The organism is Pseudomonas xantholysinigenes (assembly GCF_014268885.2).
Classification (GTDB): Bacteria; Pseudomonadota; Gammaproteobacteria; order Pseudomonadales; family Pseudomonadaceae; genus Aquipseudomonas; species Aquipseudomonas xantholysinigenes.
On record NZ_CP077095.1, the window covers coordinates 3,886,608 to 3,899,873 of the forward strand.

11 protein-coding genes are annotated in these 13,266 nt (G+C 61.8%); all 11 read right to left on the reverse strand.

Features of this window, described 5'->3' with window-relative positions:
• Positions 1-51: 51 nt before the first annotated feature.
• The 11 genes from fleQ to HU772_RS17280 all read right to left on the reverse strand — a co-directional run bounded on the left by fleQ (position 52) and on the right by HU772_RS17280 (position 13,261).
• Positions 52-1,527, reverse strand: coding sequence for a transcriptional regulator FleQ (gene fleQ, locus HU772_RS17230; RefSeq protein ID WP_186660857.1), 1,476 nt, complete (start codon positions 1,525-1,527; stop codon positions 52-54).
• Between the two features lie 165 nt (positions 1,528-1,692).
• Positions 1,693-1,989 (reverse strand): flagellar protein FliT, encoded by a 297-nt coding sequence (fliT, locus tag HU772_RS17235; protein ID WP_186660858.1) that lies wholly within the window; start codon positions 1,987-1,989, stop codon positions 1,693-1,695.
• Between the two features lie 10 nt (positions 1,990-1,999).
• Complete coding sequence (gene fliS, locus HU772_RS17240; RefSeq protein ID WP_186660860.1) at positions 2,000-2,401, reverse strand: flagellar export chaperone FliS; 402 nt, start codon at positions 2,399-2,401, stop codon at positions 2,000-2,002.
• Positions 2,402-2,529: 128 nt separating this feature from the next.
• Positions 2,530-3,918: a flagellar filament capping protein FliD gene (fliD, locus tag HU772_RS17245; RefSeq protein ID WP_186660862.1), complete on the reverse strand. Its 1,389-nt coding sequence runs from the start codon at positions 3,916-3,918 to the stop codon at positions 2,530-2,532.
• An 83-nt stretch (positions 3,919-4,001) separates the two neighbouring features.
• Positions 4,002-4,352: a flagellar protein FlaG gene (locus HU772_RS17250; RefSeq protein WP_186660864.1), complete on the reverse strand. Its 351-nt coding sequence runs from the start codon at positions 4,350-4,352 to the stop codon at positions 4,002-4,004.
• A gap of 75 nt (positions 4,353-4,427) precedes the next feature.
• The gene (locus HU772_RS17255) at positions 4,428-5,879 is read right to left on the reverse strand and encodes a flagellin N-terminal helical domain-containing protein (RefSeq protein ID WP_186660866.1); all 1,452 of its coding nucleotides are present in this window, start codon (positions 5,877-5,879) and stop codon (positions 4,428-4,430) included.
• A 222-nt stretch (positions 5,880-6,101) separates the two neighbouring features.
• Positions 6,102-7,031, reverse strand: coding sequence for a ketoacyl-ACP synthase III (locus HU772_RS17260; protein ID WP_186660868.1), 930 nt, complete (start codon positions 7,029-7,031; stop codon positions 6,102-6,104).
• 281 nt (positions 7,032-7,312) lie between these two features.
• Positions 7,313-8,875, reverse strand: coding sequence for a flagellar hook-associated protein 3 (locus tag HU772_RS17265; RefSeq protein ID WP_186660870.1), 1,563 nt, complete (start codon positions 8,873-8,875; stop codon positions 7,313-7,315).
• A gap of 12 nt (positions 8,876-8,887) precedes the next feature.
• Positions 8,888-10,930: a flagellar hook-associated protein FlgK gene (gene flgK, locus HU772_RS17270; protein WP_186660872.1), complete on the reverse strand. Its 2,043-nt coding sequence runs from the start codon at positions 10,928-10,930 to the stop codon at positions 8,888-8,890.
• A 10-nt stretch (positions 10,931-10,940) separates the two neighbouring features.
• Entirely contained in the window at positions 10,941-12,140 is a 1,200-nt protein-coding gene (flgJ, locus tag HU772_RS17275) for a flagellar assembly peptidoglycan hydrolase FlgJ (RefSeq protein ID WP_186660874.1), read from the reverse strand.
• Between the two features lie 11 nt (positions 12,141-12,151).
• On the reverse strand, positions 12,152-13,261 hold the full coding sequence (locus HU772_RS17280; protein ID WP_437182445.1) for a flagellar basal body P-ring protein FlgI: 1,110 nt from the start codon (positions 13,259-13,261) through the stop codon (positions 12,152-12,154).
• Positions 13,262-13,266 lie beyond the last annotated feature (5 nt).

A 13,266-nucleotide genomic window follows, 5' to 3' on the forward strand; every position in this document is an offset into this window, starting at 1 on the left:
GGCCGCACAGCGGCCCCTGATGGGCGACACTAGCCACCCAGCGCGACGACCTCAGTCGTCGGCCTGGTCCTCGCCGCCCTGGCGACTCATGCCGTACTTGCGCATCTTTTCCACCAAGGTGGTGCGACGGATGCGCAGGCGCTCGGCGGCGCGGGCAACGATACCGTTGGCATCGTCCAGCGCCTGCTGGATCAGCCCCTGCTCCAGGCTGCCGAGGTAGTCCTTCAGGTCCAGCCCCTCAGGCGGCAGCATGGCGTGACTGGCGAAGTTCGGCGTATGCCCGTTGATCGCCACGCGCTCCTCGAGATCGGAACGCAGGCTGTCAACCAACTGCTCGTCCTCATCGTCGACATAGCGGAACTTCTTCGGCAACTCCGCCACCCCGATCACCCCATACGGATGCATGATCGCCATGCGCTCCACCAGGTTGGCCAGTTCACGGACGTTGCCTGGCCAGCCGTGGCGGCACAGCGACATGATCGAAGCGGAATTGAAGCGGATCGAGCCGCGCTTCTCGTGCTCCATGCGCGAGATCAGCTCGTTCATCAGCAGCGGGATGTCTTCCACCCGCTCACGCAATGGCGCCATCTCGATGGGGAACACGTTCAGCCGGTAATACAGGTCTTCGCGGAAGGTGCCGTCCTCGATCATGGTCTCGAGGTTCTTGTGCGTGGCGGCGATGATGCGCACATCGATGCTCTGGGTCTTGTTGCTACCCACGCGCTCGAAAGTACGCTCCTGCAACACCCGCAGCAGCTTGACCTGCATCGGCAACGGCATGTCGCCGATCTCGTCGAGGAACAGGGTACCGCCGTTGGCCAGCTCGAAGCGCCCGGCACGGCTGGTGATCGCACCGGTGAAGGCGCCCTTCTCGTGGCCGAACAGTTCGCTCTCGAGCAACTCCGCCGGGATCGCCCCGCAGTTGACCGGCACGAACGGCGCTTCGCGACGTTTGGAATGGTAGTGCAGGTTACGCGCCACCACTTCCTTGCCAGTGCCGGACTCGCCGAGGATCAACACGCTGGCGTCGGTGTCGGCCACCTGCTGCATCATCTGCCGCACGTGCTGGATGGCACGGCTGGTACCGACCAGGCTGCGGAACAGGTTGGGCTCGCGCTGGCGACCGCGCTCGCGGGCCTGGTCATACATCTCGCGATAGACCTGGGCACGGTGCAGCGAATCGAGCAGCTGGCTGTAGCTTGGCGGCATCTCCAGGTTGGAGAGCACACGACGACGCAGGTCCTCAGGGAACTCCGCGGAAGAAATTTCACCCAAAAGCAGCACCGGCAGGAACTCATCCCACCCAGCCACTGTCTTAAGGAGCCCCAGCACGCTGGCTGGTGCATTTACGGTCCCGATCAGGACGCACAGCACTTCACGGCTGGAAGACAAACCTTCGACCACCTGCTGCCAGTCCTGGCTGGAGCAAGAAAGGTTTTCTTCGCCGAGAAAATTCAGGACCACCGCCAGATCGCGGCGGCGTTCGCTGTCGTCATCGATCAGGAGAATCTTGGTTTCACGCCACATGCAATAGCAACTTCCCTAGTCATATCGGCGCCCGAAGGCGTGCACGACATCATTCCGACTGAATGGTCAGTGTTCGGACGTCTGAATTTCGAAAACAGCCACTAGTAAAGTCAAAAAGACCGTAACAGTCAAATTTATGGCGCCTCTTACTCAGTTCGGTGCATCTTAACTGAATAAATGGTAAACCTTCGACGCATTCTTTGCTTGCTTGATCTGGGTCATCTCATCGGCGATTGCCTGGCGCTCGCCAATGGTGGCGTCGAGCAGGTCGCGGTACACCTCCAGCAAGCCTTCCAGCCGCTCCTTGACCAGCGCCTCGTCCAGGCTCGGCGCATTGAGCATATCGTCGATGCAGGTCCGGCAGTTCTCGTCGAGCGCGCGAATGGCTTCCCAGTCGCGCGCGGCCAGCGCATCGCGCAAGGCGTCCTGAGTTTCTTCGAAACGTTGCAGCGCGCTGCTCATCCCTGCCTCCTCAGCCGTTTGGCTGTGCATCGGCAATCGCATCCCAGCCGCTTTTCACGGTGATCAGCAATTGCGCGACCTCGTCGATGATCGCCGGGTCGTTGTCGATATTGGCCTGCATCAGGCGATTGGTCATGTAGGCGTACAGGCTCGACAGCTGCTCGATGTAGGCCGGATCCTGGCTCTTCTGCGCATCGAGGCCATCGTTCAGGCCGATGATGATATCGATCGCCTTGCCCAGCATCAGGCCTTTCTCGGCGATGTCGCCACGGGCCAGCGCACCTTTGGCCTGGGCCATGCGATCGAGCCCACCCTCCATCAGCATCTGCACCAAGCGATGGGGCGTTGCTTCGGAAATCTGGGCATGGGAATTGACCTTCTGGTACTGACGAAGGGCTCTCATGGGGTTCATCTTGCGACCTCGTAACGGGCAAAAACGGTAGGTTCGATAGTCCCTGTATCGGGCCGGCGGCAAAAAACTTTACCGGCCGATGACATGAAGCCGGGCATCATGCCCGGACTTCATGCAACCTTCACGGATTATTTGTCGCTCTTGGCGTTGTTCAGCGCGTTGAGCGTGCCCAGCACGTTGTTCTGCTGCTGACGCAGCTGGGTGACCAGGGTATCCATGTTGTTGTACTTGTCCTGCAGGCTGATGCGCAGGGCTTCCATGCGGGCATCCAGGGTATCCTGCTCGGTCTTTAGCTTGGTCAGGCTCTCGGACAGCGTCTTGGAGCGCTCGGCGAGGGTGCCGGTGCTGGCCTTGGCGTAGGGCTCGGTGACCTTCTGCAGACGCGCGAGCATGCCGTCCTTGCCATTGAAGATGCTGGTCAGGTCAGCGGCATTGGTGGCCGCGGCCTTGTCCCACTTCTTGTCGTCCAGGCTCAGCAGGCCACCGTCCTGGGACGAGGTGACGCCGAACGCGGCCAGCGACTTCATGGTGCCATTGCCGGACAGCGCGTTCATTTCTTCGCGGATCGAGGACATCAAGGCGCGCATCGAGGCATCACCGGTCAGCGCTGCCGGCGTCATGGTGCCATCGGCGTTCTTGGTCACGCGGGTTTCCGCATTGATGACCTTCATCAAGGCGTTATAGCTGTCGATGAACCCCTTCAGGCCCGACTTCAGCGCGGTGGCGCTGGTGGTCAGCGACAGCGTGGTCTTGACGAGATCGGTGCCGTCCTTTTCCTTGGCTGAGACCCCGACCAGCTTGATGTTCAAGCCACTGACCGCATCACTGATGTCGTTGCTCTTGGACTCCATGGCAATGCCATCGAGCTTGTACTTGGCATTCTTGGGCTCATCGACAACGGTGTAGCCCGTATCAATGCCGGAGTTACCCGACAAGGTGATATCGGACCCTACACCCATCTTGTTGGATGTGATCACCAGACGCGAACCCGAGGCATCGGTCAGAACGTTGGCGCTCAACCCCGCAGTCCCGAACTGGCTGTTGATGGCCTCACGCACTTGCTGCAACGTGGCCCCCGGTGGAATGCTCACGTCATGGGCCTTGCCATTCTGGGTGATGGTCAACGTGGTCGCGGAAGTACCAGCATTGACCACGCTATTCGCCCCACCAGCGTATACCTTGGTGGAGACCTTGGAGGCAGAGGCCAGTTGCTCCACCTGCAGGTTGAACGAGCCGTTGGCTGCCCCCGCCCCTGCGGTAATGGTCGCGACCTTCTCGTCCGAGGACTTCAGTGCCAGACCACCGAAGCTATTGTCGTTGGTCATGCTGGTCAAGGCGCCACGGAAGGCGTCCAGCGCCGCCTGGATCTTGCCGATAGAGGACAACGTGGTGGTTGCCTTCAGTGTCTGGGTATTGATCTGTGCCTGCTTCGGCGCCTTCTGCGCGTCCACCAGGGACTTCACAATCGCCTGGGTATCGATGCCCGATCCGATACCGCTGACTGTTGTACCTGCCATCATTGCTCTCCTTGTTCAGTGGCTGCCGGATCCTTGGCGGAAAAATCCCTCAAAGGTTCGACAGCAACAAAAATCATGCCAGCCTATGCCTTGCCGTCGAACAGCAGGCTGCCGGCTTCGCTGAGGCTTTGTGCCAGCTTCAGCGCGGTTTCCGACGGGAGTTGGCGAATCACGTCACCCGATTCGGTGGCGATCACCTTGACCACGACCCGGCCGGTGGAATCATCAATGGAAAAATCCAGCTTGCGCTGGCTCGACTGGACGAAATCACGGATTTCGCCAACCGCCTTTTCCAGGTCTTCGCGGGTATGCGGCTTGTCATCCGCAGCCGCTGCCTCCTGCACCTTGGCAGGCGCCAGTGGCTCCTTCACAACAGCTACCGCCTGGGGCGGCACCGCAGGATACACCTGGTTCAGCTTGACACTCATGTCCATGCTTCGAACTCCTCATGTCAAAAAGGCGAAAGGGCACGTAAACGCGCCCTTCCACCTCTTACTCAGGCGCCTGAATTACTGAAGCAGTTTCAGGACCGAGGAAGGCAGCTGGTTAGCCTGCGACAGGATCGCGGTCGAAGCCTGCTGCAGGGTCTGCTGCTTGGTCAGCTCAGCAGTTTCCGAAGCGAAGTCCACGTCCTGCACGGTGGAACGGGCAGCGGTGGAGTTCTTCTGGATGTTCTGCAGGTTGTCGACGGTGGTGGTCAGACGGTTCTGGGTAGCACCCAGGCCAGAACGGACGCTGTCGATCGAACCAATGGCCTTGTCGATGACGGCCAGGGCGTTTTGGGCCTTGGTAGCGTCGGTGACGTCGGTGTTGGAGATGGTGGTTTTGGTCGAAGTGGCTGCGGTGGTACCAGCAGCAGCGAACAGACTATCAACACCAGCACCGTTCAGAGCGTAGCCCTTGGCGGAGTCCAGGGACACAGCGCCAGTGGCGATGATGTCTTTGGTATCATCCAGAGCGGTGCCAGCGGCAGCGTAGTTACCAGCGCCGTCACGGGTGTTAACCTTGATGCCATCTTTAGCACCGGCATCGCTGCTTTTGAACGTGATGTTCTCACCAGTATCGGATTTGATCGACAGCGCACCGTTCGACTCGTCATAGTTGACGCTGATGCCCAGCTTGGCAGCGTTGGACTTGAGCTGGTCAGCCAGACCTGCAGTATCGGTAGCACCAACGATCTTGACCGACTGGCCACCAACATCCAGAGTGAAGTTAGCCGACTTGGTAGTGGAAGCAGCGATAGCGGCTTTATCCACTTCCAGCTTGACTTCGGTGCTGGCGGTAGCGGTCAGGCCACCGATGGCGCCGTTCATGTTGGCAGCGATCTTCTTGGCCGAATCACCAGCAGCGACGGTTACGTCTTTGGTCTGGCCGTTACCGGTAACGGTGATGGTACCAGCCTTGACGCCAGTGTCGTTAGGGGTGATGGCGACGCTCTTGATCTGCTGGGAACCGATGTTGCTGGCAGCAACGTTTTCCAGAGTCAGGTTGATGGTTTCGTTGGCGTTGGCGCCGACCTGGATGGCCTTGGTGCCGTACGAACCGTCCAGCAGCTTCTGGCCACCGAAGGTGGTGGTAGCGGAAATACGGTTCAGCTCGGCGGTCAGAGCCTGGTATTCGTCGTTGTTCGACTTACGGTCGTCGGCGCTCAGGGAGCCAGTGGCCGAGGACAGGGCCAGGGTACGCATTTTCTGCAGGATGTCGGTCGAAGCCTGCATGGCGCCTTCGGCGGTCTGGGCGATCGAGATACCGTCGTTGGCGTTCTTGACTGCCTGGCCCAGGCCGTTGATCTGGCTGGTCAGACGGTTGGCGATCTGCAGGCCGGCAGCGTCGTCTTTGGCGCTGTTGATGCGCAGGCCGGAAGACAGGCGCTGCATCGAAGTGGTCTGGGCAGTGCTGGCCTTGTTCAGGTTAACCTGAGTAGTAACCGAAGCAATGTTGGTGTTTACAGTTAAAGCCATGACGAAATCCTCGTTGGATGGGTACTGCGGCTTCCGGCCCTGGCATCCGCCGGGTATGGCCTAGAGAACCTTCGTAATGGTTATCGTCGTTTGCGGGGGTTGCTTGAGGGCATTTTCAAAAAAAAAATGCCATCACCCCGCCACCCCTACAAAATCAGGGGGTTAATGCATAAAAAAACGCCTGGCGGGGTACGCCAGGCGTTTTTTTGAACAGGATGCAGGTCAAGCCCGATACAGGATCGCCGAGCCCCACGACAAGCCGACACCAAATCCACTGATGGCCACGCGCTTCCAGCTGCTGTCGAGCATGTGCTTCTGCAACAGCAACGGCACGCTGGACGACACGGTATTGCCAGTCTCGAGCATGTCCTTGACGAATTTCTCCGGGTGCTGCTCCTCAAAGCGGCGCGCCACGGCATCGACAATGGCGGCACTGCCCTGGTGGATGCAGAACGCGTCGATGTCCGCCGACTGCAAGCCACTGGCCTCGAGCAGCTCGTGCAGGTGCGCCGGCACCTTGACCAGGGCGAAGTTGAACACCTGGCGACCGTTCATGAAGAAGGTGCCATCGCTGACCTTCAGGTGCTCGGCACCGGAACCGTCGGTGCCGAAGCGCGCCTCGCCCAGCTGCCAGACGGCGTTCTCGCCCATCCAGGTAGCGGTGGCGGCATCGCCGAACAGCATGGTGGTGTTGCGGTCTTCCGGATCGACGATCTTCGAATACGGGTCGGCGGTGATCAGCAGGCCGTTCTTCAGCCCGGCCGCCTGCATGAAGCCTTTGATCGCATACAGGCCGTAGACATAGCCGGAGCAGCCCAGCGACACATCGAAGGCCGCCACGCGGGTGGACAGGCCCAGCTTGTCCTGGACGATTGCCGCCGTGTGCGGCAGCCCTTCTTCGTCACCGTTCTGGGTGACCACGATCAGCACGTCGATCGACTGCGGGTCAAGCTCGGGGTTGTTGGCGAACAGGGCCCGGGCGGCCTCGACGCACAGGTCGGAGGTTTCCTGCTCTTCGGCCTTGCGCGGCAGGAACGAGGCGCCGATCTTGCCGAACATGAACGCTTCGTCCTTGCCGAACTTCGCACCCTGGACGTAGTTGTCCAGGCCAGCGGTGGGCACATAACTCGCAATGCTTTTGATGCCAATCATTCTGGCTTCCCAATGAAAACAGCCAAAGACCACCACTCGATGAATTGAGGGCGCCAATACCGGGTCGAAGCCACCGCGGCCGAGACAGGCCGACACCAGGCTGTCGCTCGCACACCGGTAACAAAATGCTGCAGCAGCTGCCGCATAGAATACAGGGAAGATGCACGATTTGACCCATTGGTCACACTCATTTATCGCGAAAACCACTGCGGCGCCGCGCAACAGACACAAAAAAGCCCCGGCAGCACACTGCTGACCGGGGCTTTTTGACGCAAACGCGATCAGAGCTTGTTGAACAGGCTCAGTTGGGAAATCCGCGAGAACGCCAGCTGCGACGCCTCCAGCATGGCCTGCTGCAGGGTCAACATGATCGAGGCATCGGCCATGTCAGTATTGCCGATGGCGTCCTGGGTGACCTTGTTGGCCGTGGTCAGGCTGGTGTTCTCCTGGCGCTGGATGTCGAGCGAGTTACCCCGCGCGCCGATCGAACCACGGGTGATATCGACCTGCTCGCGGGCACTGGCCAGATTGGCCACAGCCGAGGCGACGGCGTTCTTGATCGCGACGTTGTCACCAGCGGTGCCGGGCGGCGCATCCAGCGCCGAACGCAGCTGGCTGAGGGTTTCCAGCACACTCTGGTTCTGGTGATTGTTGGCGTTGACCGCGAACTGATCGCCAGCCTGCGGCGCACCCGACACCTGGTAGGTCACCCCGGCCACGGTCAACGACGGCGCGGTGAAGGTCCCGCTGGCCACCGGCTTGCTGTCGGCGGTCAAGGGCTGGGCATAGAACTCGTAGGTGTTGGCACCGGTGAACTTGATCACCGCGCCGTTGCTCGGGAAGGTGCTGCGATAGGCGGCCTGATCGGTCACGGCACTGCTGGTGACCTGGGCACTGGACGAGTTGCCGGCACCACGCACGGCGGTCAGCGAATCAGGGCGCGCCTGCACGCTGAACTCGCGGCCAGCCAAGACGGCATCGGCGTCGTCGCCTTCCTTCAGCGCAACCGTGACTTCGAACTCGACACCGCGCAGGGCGATGCGGTTGCCGCCTTCGGTCTTGCTGTCGAAGGTACCGTTGGTTGGCGTCTCGGCGGTGATGTCGTTGCCCAGGGCATCGGTCACCTTGTACTGGGTGGCGCTGGTGAAGGTGATCTTGTACGGCTGGCCTGCGGTGAAGCTGCTGTTGAAGCTGTTGTTCGAAGTCAGCAGGCCGGGCGACAGCGCGACCTTGCCATCATCGACCGGCGGCGCTACCAGGGTGGACTCGGTGCGACTCTTGTTCTTGGCCGAATCGAAGATGCTGAAGCCGGTGTCGTTGGTGGCCAGGCTCAGGGTGTCGGACACTTGCAGGCTCAGCTGGGTCTGGTCGCCCTGGTAGCTGTAGGTGCCGTCGGCATTGCGCACGTAGGGCGGCGACGAGGTCTTGGTGCCGCCGAACATGTAGTCGCCGTTGGCATCACGCGAATTGAGCAGGCCGAAGATGTTGGCCTCGATCTCTTTCAGCTCGCCGCTGATGGATACGCGGTCGGCATCGGTCACGCCAGCGCCACCGGCACGCAGGGCCAGCTCGCTGGCACGCTGCATGGCGTCGTTGATGGTGGCCAGCACGCTCTCTTCCTGCAGCAGCGAGTTGTTCACCGTGGTCATGTTGCCGTCGTATTGCTTGAGCAGGGCCTGCTGCTGCTGCAGCAGCAACAGGCGCGCGGCACCGACCGGATCATCGGCGGCGGTCTGGATACGCACGCCGCTGTCGATCTGGGTCTTGCTCTTCATCAGGTCGGCGAAGTTCTTGGTGTAGCTGCTGGCGCTCGACTCATAGAACTGAGCGGTGGAAATACGCACGATGGCTACTCCTTACAAAGCGTTGATCAGGATGCTGAAGGTTTCTTGCGCCGCTTTGATGATCTGCGACGACGCGGTGTAGTAGTGCTGGAACTTGATGAGGTTGGCCGCCTCGTCATCCAGGTTGACACCGGAAACCCCGTTGCGGCTCTCCTTGGCCGAATCGAGCACGGCCTTGGTCGCAACGGTATCGATTTTGGCCTGGTTGGCCTTGGCACCGACCCGCTCGACCAGCGAGGCATAGGCCGATGTGAAACTGGAGCCGCCGCCGGAATTCACCCCGACCGTGGACTTGGTCTGCAGGCCGAGCAGCGCCTGGGCGTTGCGGTTGTCGGACTTGCCATCGGCATTGAAGCCGAAGGAGAAGCTGTCATCGGTGGCCGGGCTGCCACCGACAGTGGTTTCAACGGCGAAGGTACGCGGATTGCCGCTGCCATCGAGGATCGGCGCGCCGCTGGCGTCGCGCATCGGCACATTGATGGTCAGCTTGTTGTCCTGGCCAGGCACGATGGTGCCGGTGCCAATGGGACTGCCTTTGGCATCGAACAGGGTATAGCCCTGGGTACCGCCGCTGGCGGCCCCGAACACCATGCGCACTGGCATCGAATGCTTGATCGAATCCTGGATCAACGCGGTGTCGGCACCGCCGTAGATATCCAGTTTTGCCCCCAGGTTAGGCTGGGTAATGGTCCCGGTACCGGTGTTGCCACCACCGACGATGCCATTGATCGGACCGGCGAACGACAGTTTGTTGGCATCGGTGAGCACGGTATTGATCGAGCCCGCCGCAGTGCGGGTCGGGCTGATCTTGAAGCTGTCGCCAGCGGCCAGGCCGCCACCGTTGAGATTGAGGGTGAAACCATCAATGACCGGCGGTGGCGTGGTGGTCAGGTCGAAGTTGCCCATGTCGGTGCCATCGGAACGACGCACGCTGTACTGGTTGGGGCCAGTGAACTTGACTTCGTAATCGTAGGTGGTGAGCGCACCGCTGTTGGCGATGGTCACATCCAGGTTGCCGGAGCCCGCGCTGTTGTTCGCCGAAGCCAGGCTGCGCTGGCTGAGCGCGGCAGCGCTGTTGATGCTGGAGAACAGCGCGCTGCCGAACTGGCCATTGGCGTCCAGACCCTGCCCCAGCTGGCTGTTGATGCTGTCGGCCACCACCAGGGCGACACGCCCCAGCTCGTTCATCGACGGATTGAGCACATCGTCACGGTAGCGCAGCAGGCCGCCGAGCTGGCCACCACTGACCACCGAAGTGACGTCCGAGGAGAACGATGGGTAGTTGATCTGCAGGCTGTACTGGCCCTGATCGCTGGTGCTCGGCACGGCGGTCAGGGTATTGGCGCGGTTACCGGTAACCAGCGACTGGCCGTTACCCATGTAGACGTCGTAGTTGCCGTCACGCTCCTGCACGGTGACGCCGACCAGCTCATTGAGCTGGCGCACCGCTTCGCTGCGCGCATCCAGCAGGTTGTTCGGCGAAGCGCCGGAAGCCGATAGCTGGGTGATCTGCTTGTTGAGGTCGGCGATGCTCGAGGTCAGCTTGTTGACCTGGCCCGACAGCGTTTCGAGCTGGCTGTTGATGCTGTCGTTCTGCTTGCTCATCTGGCTGGAGATGGCATTGAAGCGGTTGCTCAAGGTCTGCGCCTGGGTCAGCAACAACTGGCGCGAAGCCATGTCGCTGGGCTTGGCCGAGGCGGTCTGCAACGCCGAGAAGAAGGCGGTCAGCACCGAGCTGATACCGGTGTCGCTTTCGGCCAGCAGTTTGTCGATACCCGTGATCTGATCCTGGAACGCGGCCGCATCGGTATTCAGCGAAGTCGCGGTCTGCAGCTGGTTGTCCAGGTAGGCGTTGTAGATGCGACGCACATCCGACAACGTGGTGCCCGTGCCGACGAAACCCGTGCCGATGTTGTGCGACGGGCCAGTGGTCTGGATGGTTTGCTGCCGCGAATAGCCGGAAACCGCCGCGTTGGCGATGTTGTTACCGGTGATGGCCAACGCGGTCTGGCTGGCATTCAGGCCGGACAGCCCGATCGAGATCAGGTTAGACATGGTTCAATCCTTATAGATTCGTGGTAGTGCCAGCCATGGCGTATTCCTGGGTCGGCTGCAGTTGCCGGGCGATGCTGATGATCTTGCGGGCATAGTCCGGATCGGTGGCGTAGCCAGCCTTCTGCAGCTCTCTTGCAAACTGTTCCGGTTTATCGGCCGAGCCGACGGCATCTTTATAGCGGCTGTTGTTCTGCAACAGGCTGACCAGGTCGTGGAAGCTGTCCTGGTACGAGTCGTAGGAACGGAACGCCGCCGTCTCCTTGACGAACTGACCGCCACGGAACTCGCTGGTGATCGCCCTCGCCTCGCCGCCCTGCCAGTTGCCGGTGGCCTTGATGCCGAACAGGTTGTGGCTGCTGCTGCCATCGGGGTTGCGCATGACCGACTTGCCCCAACCGGTTTCCAGCGCCGCCTGGGCTACCAGGTAGCGTGGGTCGATGCCGATGCGCTTGGCCGCCTGCTCGGCCATCGGCAGCATGGTGGCAACGAACGCGTCGCTGTCACTGAACGCCTTGTTCGGCGCCAGCGGCGGCTGGGCCACGGCCCGGCCGAGAATACGCATGCCTTCGCGCGCCTGTGGCGCGGCGTAGGTCTGCGCGGGCTGCCAGTCGCCCCGGGCGACACCGGCCAGCGACGGCCCGCTGCGCTGGGGCAAGGCGGCATCGCCATTGGCGCCCGCCGCCGACGGCACGATACCGGCCAGCAGGCGATCGGTGAGCTTGCCCGGCAAGGCCAGGCGCCGCGAGTTGAGCGCCGCCACATCGTTGCGCCCGGCCGCGGCCTGCTCGCCGCGCACCGGCTGGGCCACGCGACCACCACCCCATAGTGCCGGCGCCGGGCCGTCGATACGCGGGAACGGGCTGTTGTTGACGCCGCCACCCTTGCTCTTGCTCAGCTGACGCACCAGCACGTCCTGCAGACCGATACCGCCGCCCTCGCGGGACATGCTCACCGCCAGCTGCTGGTCGTACATGTCGCGGTACTGCTTGGTGGTGTCGCTGTTCATCGGGTTTTCTTCGTCGGCCAGCACGTCACTGGCCTTGCGCGAGGCCTTGAGCATCTCGCTGACGAACAACGATTCGAATTCCTGGGCCACCTTGCGAATGTTGCCCTCGCCGTCACGATCACCATGCTTGAGCGAGCTCAAGCGATTGAGATCGGTGAAGGCGCCACTGTCGGCGGGGCTGGAAATCAGGCTCTTCGGATTCATCCCAGGCGGCCTCAGATCACGATCAGGTCGGCTTGCAACGCGCCGGCCTGCTTCAGGGCTTCGAGGATCGCCATCAGGTCGCTGGGCGCCGCGCCGACCTGGTTCACCGCGCGGACGATCTCATCCAGCGTGGTGCCCGGGCCGAACTTGAACATCGGCTTGGCTTCCTGCTCGGCATTGACCCGCGAACGCGGCACCACCGCGGTCTGGCCATTGGAGAACGGCCCCGGCTGGCTGACGATCGGGTCTTCGGTGATGGTCACGGTCAGGCTGCCGTGGGTCACTGCCGCCGGCGACACCTTGACGTTCTGGCCGATGACGATGGTACCGGTGCGCGAGTTGATGATGACCTTGGCCACCGCCTGGCCCGGATCGATCTCGAGGTTCTCCAGGATCGACAGGTAGTCGACGCGCTGGCTTGGGTCCATCGGCGCCGTTACCCGCACCGAGCCGCCATCGACCGCCTGGGCGACACCTGGGCCAAGCAGTTCGTTGACCTTGTCGACGATGCGCTTGGCGGTGGTGAAGTCCGGGCGATTGAGGTTCAGGGTCAGGCTGTTGCCCTGATTGAAGCCGCTCGGCACCGCGCGCTCGACAGAGGCGCCACCGGGAATGCGACCGGCCGACGGAACGTTGACGGTGATCTTCGAGCCATCGCGACCTTCGGCATCGAAGCCCCCCACCACCAGGTTGCCCTGGGCAATGGCGTAGACGTTGCCGTCGATGCCCTTGAGCGGCGTCATCAGCAAGCTGCCGCCGCGCAGGCTCTTGGAGTTGCCGATGGACGACACGGTGATATCGACCACCTGGCCAGGCTTGGCGAAAGGCGGCAGGTCGGCGTGCACCGACACCGCGGCGACGTTCTTCAACTGCACGTTGCCCGAGCCTGCCGGCACCTTGATACCAAACTGCGAGAGCATGTTGTTGAAGGTCTGCAGGGTGAACGGCGTCTGGGTAGTCTGGTCACCCGTGCCATTGAGGCCCACGACCAGGCCGTAGCCGATCAGCTGGTTGGCGCGCACGCCGGAAATGCTGGCGATATCCTTCAGGCGCTCGGCATGGGCACCGAACGCGCAGGACAGGAGCAGGGTCGCGGCAATCAACCGCCTAGCGTTGAACATGGTCA

Excerpts from the sequence above, each read along its gene's own strand:
- fleQ (WP_186660857.1), bottom strand. The coding sequence starts at position 1,527 with ATGTGGCGTGAAACCAAGATTCTCCTGATCGATGACGACAGCGAACGC.
- fliT (WP_186660858.1), bottom strand. The coding sequence starts at position 1,989 with ATGAGCAGCGCGCTGCAACGTTTCGAAGAAACTCAGGACGCCTTGCGC.
- fliS (WP_186660860.1), bottom strand. The coding sequence starts at position 2,401 with ATGAACCCCATGAGAGCCCTTCGTCAGTACCAGAAGGTCAATTCCCAT.
- fliD (WP_186660862.1), bottom strand. The coding sequence starts at position 3,918 with ATGGCAGGTACAACAGTCAGCGGTATCGGATCGGGCATCGATACCCAG.
- HU772_RS17250 (WP_186660864.1), bottom strand. The coding sequence starts at position 4,352 with ATGGACATGAGTGTCAAGCTGAACCAGGTGTATCCTGCGGTGCCGCCC.
- HU772_RS17255 (WP_186660866.1), bottom strand. The coding sequence starts at position 5,879 with ATGGCTTTAACTGTAAACACCAACATTGCTTCGGTTACTACTCAGGTT.
- HU772_RS17260 (WP_186660868.1), bottom strand. The coding sequence starts at position 7,031 with ATGATTGGCATCAAAAGCATTGCGAGTTATGTGCCCACCGCTGGCCTG.
- flgK (WP_186660872.1), bottom strand. The coding sequence starts at position 10,930 with ATGTCTAACCTGATCTCGATCGGGCTGTCCGGCCTGAATGCCAGCCAG.
- flgJ (WP_186660874.1), bottom strand. The coding sequence starts at position 12,140 with ATGAATCCGAAGAGCCTGATTTCCAGCCCCGCCGACAGTGGCGCCTTC.
- HU772_RS17280 (WP_437182445.1), bottom strand. The coding sequence starts at position 13,261 with ATGTTCAACGCTAGGCGGTTGATTGCCGCGACCCTGCTCCTGTCCTGC.